The sequence below is a fragment of the Rothia sp. HMSC065D02 genome, from assembly GCF_001815285.1.
Lineage (GTDB): Bacteria > Actinomycetota > Actinomycetes > Actinomycetales > Micrococcaceae > Rothia > Rothia dentocariosa.
Map to the genome: position 1 here is coordinate 56,742 of NZ_KV820091.1, position 17,174 is coordinate 73,915.

Annotated in this window: 17 protein-coding genes and 1 pseudogene; 6 read left to right on the plus strand and 12 right to left on the minus strand. The window is 56.2% G+C overall.

Going from position 1 to position 17,174, the window contains the following annotated elements; genetic code table 11:
* Nucleotides 1–387 (plus strand): annotated as a pseudogene (locus HMPREF3016_RS06675) (recombinase RecJ); the annotation flags it as partial.
* A gap of 72 nt (nt 388–459) precedes the next feature.
* Here HMPREF3016_RS06675 and HMPREF3016_RS06680 read toward each other — a convergent pair.
* The gene (locus HMPREF3016_RS06680) at nt 460–684 is read right to left on the minus strand and encodes a hypothetical protein (RefSeq protein ID WP_048753294.1); all 225 of its coding nucleotides are present in this window, start codon (nt 682–684) and stop codon (nt 460–462) included.
* 102 nt (nt 685–786) lie between these two features.
* Here HMPREF3016_RS06680 and HMPREF3016_RS06685 point away from each other — a divergent pair, with 102 nt between their 5' ends.
* The 4 genes from HMPREF3016_RS06685 to HMPREF3016_RS06700 all read left to right on the plus strand — a co-directional run bounded on the left by HMPREF3016_RS06685 (nt 787) and on the right by HMPREF3016_RS06700 (nt 6,059).
* A complete protein-coding gene (locus HMPREF3016_RS06685) occupies nt 787–2,562 on the plus strand; it encodes an AAA domain-containing protein (protein ID WP_246828505.1) in 1,776 nt (591 codons plus the stop codon).
* 591 nt (nt 2,563–3,153) lie between these two features.
* Nucleotides 3,154–3,987 carry a HesA/MoeB/ThiF family protein gene (locus HMPREF3016_RS06690; RefSeq protein ID WP_004005782.1) on the plus strand — a complete coding sequence of 278 codons (834 nt, stop codon included), beginning with the start codon at nt 3,154–3,156 and terminating at the stop codon, nt 3,985–3,987.
* A complete protein-coding gene (locus HMPREF3016_RS06695; RefSeq protein ID WP_048754961.1) occupies nt 3,956–5,197 on the plus strand; it encodes an MFS transporter in 1,242 nt (413 codons plus the stop codon). The genes HMPREF3016_RS06690 and HMPREF3016_RS06695 overlap by 32 nt, the downstream gene beginning before the upstream one ends.
* A 241-nt stretch (nt 5,198–5,438) precedes the next feature.
* Nucleotides 5,439–6,059: a recombinase RecJ gene (locus tag HMPREF3016_RS06700; RefSeq protein WP_070741216.1), complete on the plus strand. Its 621-nt coding sequence runs from the start codon at nt 5,439–5,441 to the stop codon at nt 6,057–6,059.
* Between the two features lie 51 nt (nt 6,060–6,110).
* Here HMPREF3016_RS06700 and HMPREF3016_RS06705 read toward each other — a convergent pair whose 3' ends face one another.
* Nucleotides 6,111–6,509, minus strand: coding sequence for a thiol-disulfide oxidoreductase DCC family protein (locus HMPREF3016_RS06705; RefSeq protein ID WP_004005785.1), 399 nt, complete (start codon nt 6,507–6,509; stop codon nt 6,111–6,113).
* A 128-nt stretch (nt 6,510–6,637) separates the two neighbouring features.
* Between HMPREF3016_RS06705 and HMPREF3016_RS06710 the strand changes: the two genes are divergently transcribed.
* Entirely contained in the window at nt 6,638–7,351 is a 714-nt protein-coding gene (locus HMPREF3016_RS06710) for a metal-dependent transcriptional regulator (RefSeq protein WP_070741220.1), read from the plus strand.
* Nucleotides 7,352–7,471: 120 nt separating this feature from the next.
* Here HMPREF3016_RS06710 and HMPREF3016_RS06715 read toward each other — a convergent pair whose 3' ends face one another.
* The 10 genes from HMPREF3016_RS06715 to HMPREF3016_RS06760 form a co-directional block, all read right to left on the minus strand.
* Nucleotides 7,472–8,341, minus strand: coding sequence for a metal ABC transporter permease (locus tag HMPREF3016_RS06715; RefSeq protein WP_048755327.1), 870 nt, complete (start codon nt 8,339–8,341; stop codon nt 7,472–7,474).
* Between the two features lies 1 nt (nt 8,342).
* Nucleotides 8,343–9,119 carry a metal ABC transporter ATP-binding protein gene (locus HMPREF3016_RS06720; RefSeq protein ID WP_070741224.1) on the minus strand — a complete coding sequence of 259 codons (777 nt, stop codon included), beginning with the start codon at nt 9,117–9,119 and terminating at the stop codon, nt 8,343–8,345.
* 138 nt (nt 9,120–9,257) lie between these two features.
* On the minus strand, nt 9,258–10,154 hold the full coding sequence (locus HMPREF3016_RS06725) for a metal ABC transporter substrate-binding protein (RefSeq protein WP_141756676.1): 897 nt from the start codon (nt 10,152–10,154) through the stop codon (nt 9,258–9,260).
* Nucleotides 10,155–10,564: 410 nt separating this feature from the next.
* On the minus strand, nt 10,565–10,771 hold the full coding sequence (locus tag HMPREF3016_RS06730; protein ID WP_070741227.1) for a hypothetical protein: 207 nt from the start codon (nt 10,769–10,771) through the stop codon (nt 10,565–10,567).
* 23 nt (nt 10,772–10,794) lie between these two features.
* Nucleotides 10,795–11,004 carry a hypothetical protein gene (locus tag HMPREF3016_RS06735; protein WP_037231386.1) on the minus strand — a complete coding sequence of 70 codons (210 nt, stop codon included), beginning with the start codon at nt 11,002–11,004 and terminating at the stop codon, nt 10,795–10,797.
* Between the two features lie 54 nt (nt 11,005–11,058).
* Nucleotides 11,059–11,592, minus strand: a complete 534-nt coding sequence (locus tag HMPREF3016_RS06740; protein ID WP_141757711.1) for a TrbC/VirB2 family protein — start codon at nt 11,590–11,592, stop codon at nt 11,059–11,061.
* 140 nt (nt 11,593–11,732) lie between these two features.
* Nucleotides 11,733–12,608: an alpha/beta fold hydrolase gene (locus HMPREF3016_RS06745; protein ID WP_070534717.1), complete on the minus strand. Its 876-nt coding sequence runs from the start codon at nt 12,606–12,608 to the stop codon at nt 11,733–11,735.
* A 29-nt stretch (nt 12,609–12,637) separates the two neighbouring features.
* Nucleotides 12,638–13,441, minus strand: a complete 804-nt coding sequence (locus tag HMPREF3016_RS06750; protein WP_070534808.1) for an exodeoxyribonuclease III — start codon at nt 13,439–13,441, stop codon at nt 12,638–12,640.
* A 287-nt stretch (nt 13,442–13,728) separates the two neighbouring features.
* Complete coding sequence (locus HMPREF3016_RS06755) at nt 13,729–14,715, minus strand: bile acid:sodium symporter family protein (protein ID WP_070741235.1); 987 nt, start codon at nt 14,713–14,715, stop codon at nt 13,729–13,731.
* Between the two features lie 98 nt (nt 14,716–14,813).
* Entirely contained in the window at nt 14,814–16,421 is a 1,608-nt protein-coding gene (locus HMPREF3016_RS06760; RefSeq protein WP_070741238.1) for a M48 family metallopeptidase, read from the minus strand.
* Between the last annotated feature and the right edge of the window lie 753 nt (nt 16,422–17,174).

A 17,174-nucleotide genomic window follows, 5' to 3' on the forward strand; every position in this document is an offset into this window, starting at 1 on the left:
GGGGCACTGGGAACGGTCAGCACGAACGACTGCACCGGCGACGCCCTCGAATTCTCACGGCTCGCCGTGGAGGCGGCACGCACCGGCGCCCCCGCCCGCGGTATTGCGGTATCGGCACACAATCGCGCAATCGCAGACATGGCTTCAGGACTCACACGCCTGCTGTATCGGGTATGCGCCGACCGTACCGAGGCCGAATGGCGCGTGGTCGATCTGCTGGTTCCCGGGGTCCGCGGGCAGCAGCGGGCAGTTGCACAGGCGCTCGGCATTACCACCCAAGCAGTCAGCCGCACGCTCATGCGCTCGCTCTGGCACGAAGAACAGGCGGCACGCCCGGCGGTACTCGACCTGCTCAACCGGCTGGATTCTGCCAGCCCGACAAAATAAAACGATGAGGTCATCCAGATAATCTGGATGACCTCACTACGTTATGCAGGTATAAACCTCAATATTGATAATCTACCGATTAAAAATATTACGAATCGGATTCACCACCGTTGTCCACCAAGGCTGTGGAGAATCTTGAAACTTGCTTTGCTGACGTTCTTTGACCTGCTGAGAAATGCTTCGCCGTAGCTCACCAACTTCGGTATCTACGACCTTCTTATAATCAGAACGTAAACGTGCAGGTTTTCCATTGCGCATGACGGAGTTATATAGTCCTTCAGCAGTGTGAGTACTCATAGCACGTTCCCTTCCCCCACCATTAGTTATCTCAGTTTACCGTGTTCGGCTCACTGTTGGAAGTAGCCTCATCGTTCTCATCAGATACCTCATCTGGACCGTATGGAGTCGCAGCTGAATTATTTCCGTGCGTCGAATCCGGGTGAGCGTGTGCCCGCTGAGTTGGCGGCGACGGGTTTCTTTGGCATGCGCGTGCTGGCGGTGGCGCAGGGCGGTTTCCGTGCCGGATCTGAGGATTCTGCGGACCCCGAAGAGACTGCCGCAGAGGCTGTCGAAGAGTCGACCGGCGAGTTCCTAGAGGTGCTTCTGCAGGAGCGCATCCGCGTGAAGGATGAGCCGCACGGTGCCCTGCCTTCGGGTATTGGTCCTGGCGATCCGGTGTCTATGGCGACGATTAAGGCGGCCCTGCAGGCTGATGTGCACGGGCTGCTTTTCGACGGTACTCTCATGCCTAGCGCGCTGATGCCTGACCTCCCCGCATCCGGTGAAGATTCTGATCCTTCCGAGGCTCCCGCCTCCCCCAGCACCCTGCCGAGCGTGCTCGATGCGGCGGCTTCGCTGACGGGGGTGGAGAGCGCATCCGCGGATTTGCTGTTCCGCCGTGTGCCGCGCCTGAAGAAGAACGCCTTGAACGCCAAAAATGCAGAAAATCTACCCCGTGAGGTTGATTTTCCCACCTCTGACCTGCCCACGGTGGATGCCGTGCACGCGGCGGTTCGCGCTCTCGACCATTCCTATGTGGCGGTTCAGGGCCCTCCCGGTGCGGGTAAGACCTTCCTCGCCTCACACGTGATTGCGCGCCTGGTGGCGGAGGGCGCGAAGGTGGGCGTGGTGGCTCAGTCGCATGCGGTGATTGAGAATCTTATGTTGGCGTGCTGTGCCCGTGATGGTTTTGATGTTTCGCGTGCGGTGCGTCTGCGCGGTAAGTCGGTGACCCCCGCCCCGTGGTCTGAGGTGTCTGATTCTGAGCTGGTGGAGCTGATTTCTGGTGCGGGCGGTTTGCTGTTTGGCGGCACGGCGTGGGATTACGTGAGTGAGCGTCGTGTGCCTGCCGGGTCGTTGGATGTGCTGGTGGTTGATGAGGCTGGCCAGTTCTCTCTGACAAATACGGTGGCGGCAGCTCGTGCGGCGCGTTCGGTGCTGCTGCTGGGCGATCCGCAGCAGTTGCCGCAGGTGTCGACGGGTGTTCATCCGTACCCGGTGGATGTTTCGGCGCTGGGTTGGTTGTCTGATGGGGCGGCGGCGCTGGATCCTCGTTGTGGCTATTTCTTGGGTGAGTCGTGGCGTATGGATTCGGCGCTGTGCGAGCGGGTTTCGTGGCTGTCCTATGATGGCGCGCTGGCGAGCGCGGCGGCGACGGCTGGTCGCGCCCTGCAGGGTGTTGCGCCGGGTGTGGTGTCGTATCCGGTGGAGCATGTGGGCTGTTCGGTGCGTTCTGTGCAGGAGGCGCAGGCGGTGGTGGATTGCGTGCGCGAGTTGTTGGGCCGTGAGTGGGTTCCGGCAGCTGGTGCTGCGCCGCGCCCGTTGGCGGCGGAGGATTGCATTGTGGTGGCGGCGTATAACGCGCAGGTTGATTGTGTGCGTGAGGCGCTGATTGCCGCTGGTCTGGCTGATTCTTCGGGTGCTGGCGTGCGTGTGGGTACGGTGGATAAGTTCCAGGGTCAGGAGGCTGCGGTGGTGTTGGTGTCGTTGGCGTCGTCGCGGGTTGATTCTGGGCGCGGTGCCGGGTTTGTGCTCTCGCCGAATCGTTTGAATGTGGCGGTGTCGCGCGGTCAGTGGCGGGCGGTGTTGGTGCATTCGCCGTGGGTGGCGCGTTCGGTGCCGCAGGATGTTGAGGAGGTGCTGGCTCTGTCGGGCTTCGCGGGCCTGGTGGAGTAGTGCTCTTCTGTGCTCCCCCGCCCCTGCCCGCTGCGTTGCGGGGCTGACCGGTGGCGGGCGTCTTTGGCGTGCCCGGAATCGGGTTCAGCCGGGTTCATTCAGGGTTCGGTTGGGTGGAAGCACCAAGAATGAATTATAGTCAACCTAACCCTAATGTCAATACTCAAAATGAGGAAAGTTTTTCAACATGAGTTCATGCATATGACTCATATCTCCACTATGATTTAAGACACCAACAGATGTTGGGGGTTGAGCTGAATCGCTCAGCCAAGATTCGATAGCCATAGATGACTATCTGTCGAAAGGAACACCAATGGAACTCGATATTCAGGATTTGATTACCTCATCCGAAGATGAGCTCAAGAGGGCTCATGGTGGTCTCCGTCCTCCGGCACATCGTGTAGGCGGACAGTAAATAACCACCTCCAGAAAGGCATATCAAACACAATTCATGACCCCTCGGGAAATTTTAAGAACCTAAATGAGATCTTAACAGGAGAATACACGATAGATGAGGTAGTTATAAAGACATCAAAAATTTTAGGATTAACTCCTAAAAATTCAAGGAAGATTATAGAATCACTCATAACGATGGGTCACATAGAAGATGGATTCTTCCTTAAATCATCTACAAAATCTAATAGGTACTCAAGAAGTCGTGAATTCTTTTCTTGGATTGACACTTCAGGAAGTAGCGACCCTTTTCGGGTGCAAAATATTCTGTCCTCCTCGAAAATTGTAATTGTAGGTCTTGGCGGAATTGGCGGATCCGTGGCCATGAACTTAGCATCTTCAGGAGTATCTCAAATACACATAGTTGATTTTGACAATGTTGAAGAGTCGAATCTCAATAGGCAAATTCTATACACAGAAAAAGACCTTGGGCTCAAAAAATCAACGGCTGCCATGAAAAATCTCCAAAAAATAAATTCAAAAATTCTTATTACATCCGAGGATAAGAAAATTACTTCCTCTGATGACCTCATTAAATATTTTAACGAATATGACCTAGTGTATCGCTGCGCTGACAGTCCAGACGATATACCATTTTGGTTCTCTGATGCTTCATTAAAATCTGGTAAACCATGGATTGATGCAAGCTACAATGGCCCAATAATTAATTGTTGCATCTACGACCCAAAGGTTACAGGATGCTATAGATGCATCCGTGAAAGTAATCTACGAAATATGACTCGTCTAGGTTACGAGGAAGCTCATACAGATAAAGTTCCAGAGATAAATGCTGCAATATCTCCTATAGTCCTTATATCTGGATCACTTGCCGCATATGAAGGAATTAGGTATCTTGCCAAACTTAAGCCGCAAAGTTTAGGTAAAGCAATACATCAAAATATGTTCGATTACAGTAATTCATACACAGTGGAGATCCCCCATGAGTGTCAACACCGAGCTACTCAAGAATAGAGATTTTCGAAATACTCTCTTCGCCATTGGGGCCAACCAGCTCTCAGACTCGATGAGCTATATCACCACGCCCATCATTATTTTGGCGCTAACCGGCTCCCCCGAAGCTGCGAGTATCACCCTCTTCGTCGCGGGTGTTCTCGCCACCTGCGCCGGAGCTGTATCTGGAACGTGGGTCGATAGAATCGGCCCCTCAAAGTGCCTGGCACTGTCCTGTATCGGCCAGTCGCTGTCCTGGATAGCGATTCTTCTCTACCTCGTTTTCAACGTCACCAACATTTACGTTTTGGTGATCACGATCTCTCTCGCCGCCATCATTTCCACCTTCGACTACCCGAGTGAACAGTCCATCATCACCCGCGTAGTCCCCAAGGAACACCTGGGGTACGCCTCCGGTATGGGCGAGACGCGCGAGTCCACCGCCAACCTGCTGGGCGGCCCGGTCGCCGGCATCATTATCGGCTTCTCGACCGTGCTCATGACCGCAGTTCACGCGGTCGTCAACCTGCTGGCGTTCATCGTCGCACCCAAGAGCTACGGCGCTAGTCGGCAGCCCGCGGAAGAGGAGGAGGGCGAGAAAACCAGCTTCTGGCAGGACTCAAAAGCCGGTTTCGAGTACATCCTGAAAAACAAGGTGCTGGTGTCCATTGCGTTCGTTTCAACGCTTGCAAACTTTGGAACGGTCGGCATTCCGCTCACCTTCATCTACTACTACACCCTGGAGGGCGCACACCCGCTCTTCATCGGCATCTTTGCGAGCGCCTTCGGTGTGGGCGTGTTGCTCGGTTCGTTCCTGGTCGGCCCGCTGACCGAGAAGTTTGCGCTCGGCCCGCTCGGTATCACCTCCCTGGCCATCATGTCGGCCTGCTACCTGTTGCTGCCGGTGGTTCATTCGATGCTGTGGGCGGTGTGCCTGCTGATTGTGTTGGCGGGTATTGTGCTTCCCTCCTTCAATTCGAGCATCATTGCGTACATTAACGCATCCACCCCGGAGCACATGATCGGTCGCGTGCACTCGGTGCAGGGCATCCCGAACATGGCGCTGACCCCGCTGGCTGTTCTGCTGGCAGGCTTCCTCATTGTTGATTGGGGCATTACGTACACGGCGCTGTTCTACGCGGTGTTCATTTTCCTGTCGCTGGTGGTGATGGTATTCCAGAAGCCGCTACGTCAGCTGCCCCATATCTCGCAGGTAACGAACGCACAGTAGTTCCACGATAGCCCCGTCTATCAACTCCGCTCAACGCCCCCGAAAGCGAATAATTCAACGTGCACTTGCATGAAAATTATTTTCCTTTCGGGGGTGTTCTACGTCCTTTTGAGGATTTCTGCACACAGTGCATGCTCGCGATAATTCGCCTTATCAATGCGTATTTTTGGGGTTTTAAATGTTGCCGGTATTACGGCGAACCTTACGCAGCTTGTTGAAGGTTTTACGGCATAATAGGAAGGTGTTCGTTCTAACCTTTATTCAACGTTCCGCACAGCACTCACTCACTGCGCTGTCGGACGAACTCACAAAGCTCAACCCCCGAGTTGAATTCGCACAAACCTATCCGGACGAAATTCAGGGTGCTTTCGAGAGTTCCGCAGACGCCCTGCAGGCGGCCCTGTATGCTTCGCGTGAGCAGGGATTCTGGGTTGGCATCGGAGTTGGCGAGCTACGCATTCCCCGATTCGCCGGGGCACTGGGAACGGTCAGCACGAACGACTGCATTGGCGACGCCCTCGAATTCTCGCGGCTTGCCGTGGAGGCGGCACGCACCGGCGCCCCCGCCCGCGGTATTGCGGTATCGGCGCACAATCGCGCGGTCGCAGACATGGCTTCGGGGCTCACACGCCTGCTGTATCGGGTATGTTCCGACCGTACCGAGGCCGAATGGCGGGTCGTCGATCTGCTGGTTCCCGGGGTCCGCGGGCAGCAGCGGGCAGTTGCACAGGCGCTCGGCATTACCACCCAAGCAGTCAGCCGCACGCTCATGCGCTCGCTCTGGCACGAAGAACAGGCGGCACGCCCGGCGGTACTCGACCTGCTCAACCGGCTGGATACACCATCGCCTCCGGCCATATAAAAGTACTTCTCAAATGCTGACTACAGGAATACTCCGCGAAATATTCGCGTTTTAGGCCGGTTTTACCGCGCACGAAGAGGTGCACCCCAAGCGAGAGGTAAAGCGAGAAATCTGTGCCCGATGCCCCGCCACCAAACGGTACGCTCGGTGCGCGACGGGCCGCATCGGCGGGTTCAACAGGAGAACCCCGGCGGCACGCAGGAACTTGCCACGCAGCGTCGCATCCGAGAACGTGCGCAGGGTCAGAGCGATCGCATCCGAACCGTAGATGATCTGCCCAGCATCGTTAATGAACGGCAAGGCGTGGGCGAAACGGCGCGCATCCACGCGGTACTGCACAAGATTTTTAGGCGTTCCAGGCAAAATACGCGCCCTCGGTTCGAGGCGACGCAGCAGATTCGCGCTCGCGGTGCAGAAACCACAGTCGGGGTCGTACAGAAGAACGCTCATGACCCCATCCTAACCGAGTACCCATCCACCCGCGAGCAGATAGCAATTCGTTATCTTTTCGTCGAAATACTATCTGCTCGCGGTAAGAAAAGGCACACCCGAACCCGAACTTCGGTAAACTTATCCTTATGCCCTTGTCAGAACTATCTGTGAGCACCCAGAACTACCTCAAAACCATCTGGTCACTTGAAGAGTGGACGGAAGCTCCTGCGACCGCATCCGCCCTAGCTGAACGCATGGGGCTGCGGGTTTCTTCGGTCTCAGACGGGCTTAAACGACTTGCGGCGGCCGATCTGATCGATCATCAGCGCTACGGCGCCATCGAGCTCACCCCGCTGGGGCGCACCTATGCGGTCGCCATGATTCGCCGCCATCGTCTGATCGAAACTTTCCTGGTGGAAACTCTGGGTTACACCTGGGACCGCGTGCATGACGAAGCCGAAGTTCTCGAACATGCGGTCTCTGATTTCATGATTGAGCGTATAGACGCGATTCTGAACCATCCTACGCGCGACCCGCACGGCGACCCTATTCCGGATGCGTCCGGGCGTATCTCATTCCCACAGACCGTTCCGCTCACCCAGTGCGAGCCCGGCGAGCGCGTGGTTTTGGAGCGGATCACCGATTCCGACCCGAAGCTGCTGCGCTATCTGCAGGATCACGGTTTTGTTCCCGGGGCGCGTTTACTTCTTGAAGAGGGCGCCCCCTTTTCGGAGGCGGTTAATGTGCGGGTTCTCGCGCACGCCAATCATTCCGCGCCTGCCGCTCAAAACCCGAATTCGAGCGCTATACCCTTAGGAACCGCCGCAGCGGCTGGGCTTTTCGTCTCTCGCTCGTCATAGCTTTGCCTCGGTAATTTTGCCTTGGGGCTCGGGTGTCGGATTCAGTGGGCGGCGGCTTGCGCCCGGTGAGAGCCTTGGCCACCGAGTGCACTCATGCTCCCGCGCGAACCTGCCGCAAACCTAGACTTCAGCCTGTTCTGCCGGGCGGCGTGCCGCGCGCATCCGTCCCAGAATTCCGTAGCGCGGGGCGAATATATACACGGTCAAGAAAATAATGCCCTGGGTAACGACTACGGCACCGCCGGGTGAAATATCCAGGTGGTAGCTACTATAAAGCCCCACGAGTGTACCCAGCACCGACACCCCGACCGAGACCGCGAGCATTGGCGTGAAACGGTCAGTGAGCAGACGCGCGGTCGATCCGGGAATCACAAGCATGGCGACTACGAGCACGACTCCTACGATCTGCAGCGCCACCACGCTCGTGAGCGCCAGCATCACCAGAAGCAGCGCGCCAAGAACCCTGGGGCGCAGCCCGATAGCGTGCGCGAACCCGCGGTCGAAGGCGTACAGAATAAAATCGCGGCGTTTAATCAGCAGGACACCCGCCACGATGACGGCGAGAATAGCTACCTGCCAGACATCCGGCCAGGATACGCCCAGCACGTTCCCGAAAAGAATATGGTTCAGGTCGGTGCTTGAGGGTGTCACTGAAACCAGTACGAGCCCGAGCGCAAAAAGAGTTGTGAAGACAATACCGATAGCGGCGTCCTCACGCACGCGCCCGCTGCGCTGTACCGCGCCGATCAGGGTGACGGCCACGAGTGCGGCGATCACCGCCCCCACGGCAAAGGGGATGCCCGCAATATAGGCGAGCACCACGCCGGGCAGTACCGCGTGCGAGATCGCATCGCCCATGAGCGACCAGCCGAGCATCACGAGCCAGCAGGAAAGCAGCGCACAGACCACGGCGGCAATCACGGTAACGACCATGGCGCGCGTCATGAAGGGAAGGGTGAACGGTTCCACCAGGTAATCCAGAATGCTCATGCTATTCTCCCTTCTCACGCCGGGTCTGCTCGTCGGATGCGCCGCTATCGGCGCCCGCCTGAACCTGCATACCGAACGCCTGCACCAAATTTTCGGGTGCTAACACCGCCTGCGGGGTGTCGTGCATCAAAATCGTTTGACGCAGCAGCAGAGCATCGTCGGCAAAGGCTCGTAGAGACGCCAAATCATGGGTTGAAACCAGCACGGTGGCACCCTCGCTGCGCATCTGCTTCAACACCTGAATGAGCATGGATTCTGACCTTTTATCCACTCCTGCGAAGGGCTCATCAAGTAACAGAAGCCGCGCGCCTTGCGCTATCGCCCGCGCCACGAATGCCCGCTTGCGCTGTCCGCCCGAGAGTGCCCCGATTTGACGATGCGCAAGCTCGGTCAGCTCCACGCGCTCTAGGGCTTGCTCGACCGCCTGCTTATCGGTGGCACGCAGCCGACGGGTGATGCCCAGCCCGCGGTACCGCCCCATCGCCACGACCTCACGCACCGAGACGGGAAAGCTCCAGTCTATTTCCTCGCTCTGCGGCACATAGCTAACAATGCCATTTTTACGCGCAAGGTATGGTTCTTTGCCCGCGATCTCCACGGTTCCGGTATGCGCGGGAATAACACCCATAATGGCTTTGAAGAGGGTCGATTTTCCCGAACCGTTCATGCCGATCAGCCCGCAGATACTCCCGGTACCAAGCTCGAAAGTAGTCTCGTACAGGGCGCGCACGGTTCCATAATGGACGCCCAAATTTTCGACTTTCAGCAGTGTTTCCATAGGTTTTGTATCCGACAAAATTTCGTTCCCGTACTTCTTCTAAGCCCCGCTCGTCATCCGTGACGGTGGGATGCGCCCCTCACCACGAACCGGCGGGGGGCGCAGTATGCGGCGGCCTACTCTCCCGCCGCCGACCGGCTAAGATTGCTTGCCCGTCAGCCCCGCAACAATGGTGCGCGCATCGTGACGAATCATATCAAGATAGGTAGGAACCGGGCCATTCGCCTCAGAGAGGGAATCGACATAAAGCACGCCGCCGAATTTGGCACCGGTCGCATCCACGACCTGGCGCATGGGATCATCCGAAACGGTAGACTCACAGAACACGGCGGGCACCTGGTTCTCGCGCACAAAATCAATGGTCGAGCTCAGCTGCGAGGGGGTTGCCTGCTGTTCAGAGTTCACCGCCCAAATGTATTTTTCCTTGAGACCGGCATCCGCCGCCAAGTAAGAGAAAGCACCTTCGCAGGTTACGAGCGCCCGCTGATTCTCAGGCAGAACGCTAACATCGCGCACCAGCTCATCCTGAACCTGCTGCAGCTGTTTCTTATAGTTTTCCCCATTGGTGCGGTAATCATCGGCATGGGCGGGGTCAAGCTTACTGAATTCGCGCACCATATTATCCACGTAAATCTGCACGTTCTTGGGGCTCATCCACGAATGCGGGTTGGGTTTGCCTGCATAAGCGTCCTCGGCAATATTGATCGGCTGCACCCCCTCGCTCACGGTGGCGTGCGGGGCGTTAGAATCCTGCACGAACTTGGTAAACCAGCTTTCCAAATTCAGCCCGTTGTCGAGCACCAAATCAGCATCATGCGCCTTCTTAATATCGCTGGGAGTAGGTTCATACTCGTGAATCTCGGTGCCGGGCTTGGTCAGCGATTCGACATTCAGGTGATCACCCGCAACGTTTTTAGCGATGTCCGCCAGCACGGTGAAGGTGGTGAGCACGGTCTTCTTTTCGTCTTGCTTCCCCGCCGAAGTGCAGGCGCTGAGCAGAAGCACAAGGATACTGGCCAGAGCTATCCCCAGCATGAGAAAACGGCGCGGATGTGCGGTACTTACAGTGTTAGCGTTCGCACCGTGACGGTGCGCAGTGAATACGGTTGTCATGATTTCGCTTTCTTATGCTGCGGATGCATTACCCTGCTGACCTGTAGGAATCGCCTCCGACTCATTGAGGCTTCGTACCTAGGTGTCGATCATCCTCGATAAACCGGTGCGAAACAGGATAATTTAACAATAGTTCGTCTAGCCGAACTTTTCAACTGAGATTACACGTGTTTAATCACACGCCCCGGCGAACCTTAGCTGAAGTATGGGGATTCAGGCTATGATTTAGCGAGCCAAGATGCGAGGTTACTGCCTGAATCTAGTGTATAAAAATACCCGCACGATGCGCCCTTGAGCGGGCAATCGTGCGGGTCTACGTGTTCGGGATTCCGCTAAATATGGAATTTCTGGTAGAACCAGCGGCGTATTGGGTTCATCGCCTGAATGCGCTCTAACTCGACAATACGAGCCTTCATACCTGCAATGGCTTCTTTGGCTTCATTAATCGTGTGCTGCTTCTTATCCAGGTAATCCTGGTGCTCCTCGGGAGTAAACGACTTAACGTCGCGGCGCTCACCACGATAAAAAACGGTCGTCAATTTTCTCCCTCAGTACTTTCAGTTTATGAAGAAGAACGCAGACCTAAACGCCCAAGCAAACTATTCCAGAGACCCTTCTTGGGCTCAGCTTTAAGACGTTCGCGTTCCTTCACCTGACGTTCAATATCTCGATAATTTTGTGCGATATAACCACGAAGAATCTCGTCTTGGTTTTCGACAGGACGTATGACGTTCCCGCCGTCAGCCGCTTTACGAATACTTATGGCTGTCATAAGTAACTCCTTACATCCACTGCCCAGTAATATGCTACCTAGCATAAGGGTGTTCTAGCTATTATACTCTTGATCTGATTCATGCACTTCATCTGATGCAGGTGTATTTGGTGAAGTATCGTTGTATGCACGTGCTGGGATTACAATGCTGTCTTCCGGAACCTCTAGGGTCTTCTGAACCGCCTCTTGCAGGTCAGTGGCTATACCCCGATCGACTGAAGGAAGCCATTTAGGCGGCTGCTCTCCATATCGGTTAATAAGCAACATCGCAAAAAGTTGCTCATACGGTCTTTCTGCATTACCAACATGTTCTGCCGCCCACTGCATCTGGTCTCGAAAATCCGCACTCGCTGCTTCACGCATTCGGGCACGGTTAGTCCAGACTAAAATACCAGCAGTTACCAATGCGCCTATAAGAGTCAGAAAACCAGCACTGTCACGAATAGTTTCTCGAAAGCTTTTCCACCAAGGATCATCTGAAGCCAGGGCAACCAACAAGACGATCACGAGAAAAATACTGAGTAGTACCCCAAGTACCACAAAAATAGTTCTATACCTGAATGCTTGGTTCCTATCGAGCTGATTCATGTACCACTCCCTCACTAACAGTAACTTCACCATAGCAAGGAGCAGTCGATGCATGTCGGCCTCTTCGTCACGGCCTCACAGGAGCATACGGTTCGCCCGTCAAAAAGTTTCGGTGCAGAATCCGGGGGGGGGGAGACGGGTTACCCAGCCAGTTCTTCCCGCAGGGCGTTCGCCACAAATTCGGGCTTATCCAGCTGGCTGAATGCGTAGCTTTCCGGCACGGGAACCACGTGCGCATCCGGCATGCGGGTGGCTAAACGGCGCGCATTCTCGATCGGGAACAGCTTCGTGGTATCGGCCCACAAAAACAGGGTCGGGTGCTCAAACCGCTCCAAATCCCGCGCGGACTGCACCGTATATTTCGTAGAAATACCCTTCAGCACTTTCGCCAAATCACGGCGAACTCCGGCATCTTTCAGCGGCGCAATAATGCTATTCCACTCGGCGGCGTCAAGCTCGCGTTTCACTAGCCACCCAAAGGCAATCGGCAGGCGGCGCACCCACCCCAGATGCAGGGCTGCTCGGAGCGCCTGCATGGTTCCCGGAATGTACGCCACATACTGCAGGTAGCGTAACGGCAGGGGCAAGAAATTCTTCTCGGTATCGCACGAGAGCAGCACCAAGCGCTTGAGCCCTGCGGGTTCCCGCACCGCCGCCAGCTGAGAAACCACCCCGCCGGTATCGCTGCCAATGAGGGTAAACCCGTGCGGGCATAGCTGTTCTGCCGCTTCATTCACGGCCTGCGCCAGCTCGGCAACGGTAAGGGAAGCATCTTCTCGGGCGGGAATAGTGTGACTCCCCAAGGGAATATCGAGGGTTATACACCGAAAATCTTGTGAGAGGTTCTGCACCACTTCGCCCCAGACATCCGAATTTGTCAGCAGCCCGTGCACAAACAGCAGGGTCCTCTCGCCTGCGGCTTCACGGGAACCACCGTATTCACGCCAGCGAAGCTGACCGATTCGGGTTTCTACGATGCCCGTCACCACCGGTTCAGGGGTAAGGTTCCGGCTCATACTGTCTCCTCACATCACATGTTTAGCCTCTAGTCAGCAAGCTCAATCACCACGGGGGTGTGGTCGCTCGCGCCGTCCCCCTCGCGCTCTTCCCTATCGATCCAGGCGTTTTCCACACGGGCGGCGAGCGCCGGAGAGCACAGCTGAAAGTCGATGCGCATCCCCTCATTCTTCGAGAACCGCCCGGCTTTGTAGTCCCAGTAGGTGTACTCGCCCTGGGTGTAGGGGCGTACCGGATCGATGAGCCCTTCATCATTGAGCAGGGCATAGAAAGCCTCGCGTTCGGGGGCGGAAACGTGGGTGAGGTCGTTCTCACGGAAAAAGTCGATATCCCACACGTCGTTATCTTCGGGCGCCACATTCCAGTCGCCGACGAGCGCGAACTGTGCGGCGGGGTCGGCGCGCAGCCAGCCGTTGACGTTGGTGCGCAGCTGGCGCATCCACTCCATTTTGTACTCCATGTGCGGGTCGGTGAGCCCGCGCCCGTTCGGCACGTATAGACTCCAGATACGCACGCCGTTGCAGGTGGCGCCGATGGCCCGTGCCTCAATTTCGGCGGGGTCTCCGGGTTTTCCGAAGGCGGGTTGGTTCGGGAAGGTTCGTTCGACGTTGTCGAGCCCCACGCGGGATGCGATTGCTACCCCATTCCACTGGTTCAGCCCGTAATGCGCCACCTCGTACCCCAGGAATTCAAAGAGCTCGAAGGGGAAGGTTTCGTCCTTGGTTTTGGTTTCCTGTAGGGCGAGTACATCGACTTCGGTTTTATCGAGCCAGTCCTCGATGCGGTCGGCACGGGCGCGAATGGAGTTCACGTTCCAGGTAGCAATCTTCATGTACACCAGCTTACCGTGTGCGCCCTGCCAGGCAACGGTGAAAGTGTCGCCGGTAAATGACTCGGATCTGACGAGCCGCGCACCGCCCTTCCGAAGCGGGAGCGGAGAGCACTCTTTACACAGCATATTGGAAAAAACGGCCATTTCTTCCAATATGCCCCTGTGCAAAGGCCTGTAAATGGAAAAATCCGCTATTTTTTCCATTTACCTCAAATACGCATGACCTAAGGAACGCAGCTTCTTAAAGCATCGACTCTTTCCCCGAGCGAGTAACCGGGGGCAGTTTCTTATGGCTGTTCTACGCTCGCCCGACCCACCACATCCAAGGCGGCGTAGCGGGCGGAGAGCCACGTGCACATCATGAGCTGCACCTGGTGGAATACCATGAGCGGCAGCATCAGCAGCCCGAGCGAGCCCGACCCGAAAATAATGATCGCCATGGGAAGACCCGCCGCCAGCGATTTTTTCGACCCGCAGAACTGAATTGTGATGCGGTCCGCCCTGTTGAACTTCAGCCGCGCCGCCAGCCAGTCGGTCAGCCACAGCATCAGGGCCACCATCAGAATTGTCACTACAATCAGCAGCACGATCTGCCACCAGGCAACGCGAGTCCAAATCCCCTGCACCACGGATGCCGAAAACGCCGAGTACACAATCATCATGACCGAGAACTTATCGAGCCATTTTGTGGTGGGTTTCTTCGCAAACTCGCCCACCCAACGGCGCGTGAGCTGCCCCAGCACGAACGGTAAAAACAGCTGAATCGCAATGTCGAGAAAGACGCTGCCCGAAATTTCGATGTGGTCGCTGTGCATTAGGAGCATCGCTAACAGCGGGGTAGCCACTACCCCCACAATGCTTGACAGCGATGCGCTCACAATAGCGCCCGCCACGTTGCCGCCCGCGATAGAGGTAAACGCAATGGACGCCTGCACGGTAGAGGGTACGAGCGTGAGGAAAAGAATCCCCAGGTACAGCCCGTCGCCGAGCACAAACCGCAGGGGAAAAAGCGCCATCCCAAAGAGCGGAAAAATCACGAAAGTACAGACCAGGATGAGGGCGTGCAGCCGCCAGTGTTTAAGCCCTGCGATCGCTTCGGATGTGGAAAGGCGCGCACCGTAGAGGTAAAACAGAAGCGCAACCGCGAACTTGGTACCGGTACTGAACCAATCTGCGAAGGTACCGCGGGCCGGGATGAGAATCGCAAGAATGACCGCGCAGATGAGCATGACAATCAGCGCGTCGGGGCGTTTTTTCGTGAGTTTGGAGAGCACGTTCTTAATTAAAACGCGAGAAGCGGATTTTTGCCGAGAAGGTGAGAAAATCCAGCCTTTTCGGTAAAAATCCGCTTCTCGCTGGTGAAGGTCAGGAGCTAGTCAGAGGTATCATTCCCCTGCTGATCCTGCTGTTCAGACCGTTTTTGCTCGGGATGCTCGTCATCAGCAGGTTTTATCGGCTGATTCAGCGCCACGCCAGGTTCCGTTACGTCCTTAGGAGGCTCGGTGTACCCCTGCTGCTCAGGCTGCGGAGGTTGAGGCTGTCCCTGATTCGCTTGATCAGGCGCGGGCTGGTCAGCATCAAATTGCCCCGAACCGGACTGCCATGGCGCCTGCTGGTTCGGCATCGGCTGCCCGTATCCAGGCTGACCGGGCGCTGGCTGCATCGGGTACCCGTACCCCGGCGCATATCCTGGCATGCCCTGGCTGGCGGCATACTGTTCCCAGCGGGCGGCGTAGGCGGCACGGGCCGCGCGAGCCTGCGCATCCTCCCATCCTGCGAAGAGCGTTCCCTGAATCTTGGGGGCACCCTGCGGGGTCGGATATGTCTTGACGGTGTTAAGGTTGTAATCCTCCCACGCCGGCTTCTGCTCGTCCATGAACCCGGTTGCCTGAATCGGGTCAGGCCACTGGGCTGGCGGTTCTTGCGAAGGTATCAGGGAAGGAGGCGCACTCGGCGGATTAAACTGCGGCCGCCAGAACAGACGCCCCGGCTCGTGTCGGTTGCGCAGCGCATGGGCGCGCCAGGTCAGTACCGGGTGGGTTGAGATAAGGTTGACAAGCCAAATCGCGAAGCCCTGGTCGTTCACGGCACGGTCGGCAAATTCATCGAAATTCACCTGCTGATTCAGGTATTTACCGGCTGTGAGAACCTTGATCGCGCCGGGTCCGCCTTCGGGGCAGTATCGGTACCCAAAGTTATCGGCGGTGTATTCCTGTGCGCGTGAAAGGGCCTGCCCCACCACGGGAATCCGCATGAAGGTTTGCGTGAAGAGAAGGCGGAAGTACCCCACGTGACCGGCAGCGATATGCCCGACCTCATGCCCAATAATAAAGCGAAGCGCCTGGGGGTCACGGCTCTGACCGCCGACCTCAAAAAGGTCAGAGTTGATGGCAATAAACCGGCGGAAACCATGCCCGGATGCGAAGGCGTTCAGCACACCATTACCGCTCACCACATAGGCATCGGGAACACGGCGCAAACCCGCCGCATAGGCGGCCTCGGCAACCATGGCGTAAGCCTCAGGAAACTGCGTCGGCGAAATACGAATGCCGCGCACGCGCTGCTGTGCGTAGAAGAGGGCACGGGCGATCAGGATAACCAGGGGTGCCAGAATCAGTAGCGTAATCGCTTGTTCCGCATAGTCGTTAAAGACGCGCTCCGCGTAGCTCATCGTCGAGTATCGAGACGATGACGTCCATTCCAGGTTGTTGTATCGGTCGCGGCTTACGATCGTCTCAATAAAGAAAATGAGCAGCCCTAAGTACACGGCAAGGGTCACCGCATAGGCCGCCACCAGCCAGGGAATCTCGCCGGGGTGGCGCAGGGCGTTGAGCATCTTATGGGGTATTAACGATTGGTATCCCCAAAATTTCGGTTGGGGAAGCGGGCTCTGCGGGGTCTGCCGCTTATCCTCGGGCAGCCACCCCTGGCTCACGTCATTCGGCAGTGGAGGTTCAGCACCGGGCGTATGCTGACTCATGCAGTCTCCAAATCTCTCTAAGTACGTACTAGTTCAACTCTACCGCGTATGCCCTTTGATGCGGTGAATACACGCGTACCACCCGGGAGCTTTAGGATGCGAGACTCGCCCCGTAATTCACCGTGCGCCTGGGCGGTTTGCTGTGTATTCCCATGATGAGCGCACAGCATAATGCGTGTGGGCGGGCCTCGAAATTTTTCGGTTGGAGAAAGACGACATGCCTGAAATCCGCGGCGAACTATGTTCAGGGTGTGTCTGGTGGTGGGTTTGCAGCCGTCGAGAGAGATTGTTCTGAGCGCGAGGCATCACAGAACATTCCGAAGCGGGGAGGTTACGTTCAGAGGAACACGCTCCAGCGGCAAATCTTTACTCCCGGATTCCTCTATTGTGTTTCTCACGAGTAATCCTGGCAAATATCTCATGGATACCCCGCCCTAGAATTCCTGCTTTGCATTCCTTGTATAAAATATTGGCACTATTTTCGACATAAATAATTTACACACCGCAGGCAAAGAAAATATAAATATTACTACACCTAGCAAGTATTTACCTTTCCACTATTTTTATCATAAAGAAAAAAAGGATGCCGCCATGAAAAATCATGACGGCATCCAAACTATACACATAAAACACCCTATACACATGTGTACAGTTCTAGCACGGATTTAGAAGGTACCAATCCCTATAAGATACCTTCGTGTGCAACGAGTCCCTTCAGAGAGTGAAGGCTTACAGAAGGCTCAAACCCCTGTT

Excerpts from the sequence above, each read along its gene's own strand:
- HMPREF3016_RS06680 (WP_048753294.1), bottom strand. The coding sequence starts at position 684 with ATGAGTACTCACACTGCTGAAGGACTATATAACTCCGTCATGCGCAAT.
- HMPREF3016_RS06745 (WP_070534717.1), bottom strand. The coding sequence starts at position 12,608 with ATGAGCCGGAACCTTACCCCTGAACCGGTGGTGACGGGCATCGTAGAA.
- HMPREF3016_RS06750 (WP_070534808.1), bottom strand. The coding sequence starts at position 13,441 with ATGAAGATTGCTACCTGGAACGTGAACTCCATTCGCGCCCGTGCCGAC.
- HMPREF3016_RS06740 (WP_141757711.1), bottom strand. The coding sequence starts at position 11,592 with ATGAATCAGCTCGATAGGAACCAAGCATTCAGGTATAGAACTATTTTT.
- HMPREF3016_RS06685 (WP_246828505.1), top strand. The coding sequence starts at position 787 with ATGGAGTCGCAGCTGAATTATTTCCGTGCGTCGAATCCGGGTGAGCGT.
- HMPREF3016_RS06695 (WP_048754961.1), top strand. The coding sequence starts at position 3,956 with ATGAGTGTCAACACCGAGCTACTCAAGAATAGAGATTTTCGAAATACT.
- HMPREF3016_RS06705 (WP_004005785.1), bottom strand. The coding sequence starts at position 6,509 with ATGAGCGTTCTTCTGTACGACCCCGACTGTGGTTTCTGCACCGCGAGC.
- HMPREF3016_RS06715 (WP_048755327.1), bottom strand. The coding sequence starts at position 8,341 with ATGAGCATTCTGGATTACCTGGTGGAACCGTTCACCCTTCCCTTCATG.
- HMPREF3016_RS06735 (WP_037231386.1), bottom strand. The coding sequence starts at position 11,004 with ATGACAGCCATAAGTATTCGTAAAGCGGCTGACGGCGGGAACGTCATA.
- HMPREF3016_RS06760 (WP_070741238.1), bottom strand. The coding sequence starts at position 16,421 with ATGAGTCAGCATACGCCCGGTGCTGAACCTCCACTGCCGAATGACGTG.
- HMPREF3016_RS06725 (WP_141756676.1), bottom strand. The coding sequence starts at position 10,154 with ATGCTGGGGATAGCTCTGGCCAGTATCCTTGTGCTTCTGCTCAGCGCC.
- HMPREF3016_RS06690 (WP_004005782.1), top strand. The coding sequence starts at position 3,154 with ATGGGTCACATAGAAGATGGATTCTTCCTTAAATCATCTACAAAATCT.
- HMPREF3016_RS06710 (WP_070741220.1), top strand. The coding sequence starts at position 6,638 with ATGCCCTTGTCAGAACTATCTGTGAGCACCCAGAACTACCTCAAAACC.
- HMPREF3016_RS06720 (WP_070741224.1), bottom strand. The coding sequence starts at position 9,119 with ATGGAAACACTGCTGAAAGTCGAAAATTTGGGCGTCCATTATGGAACC.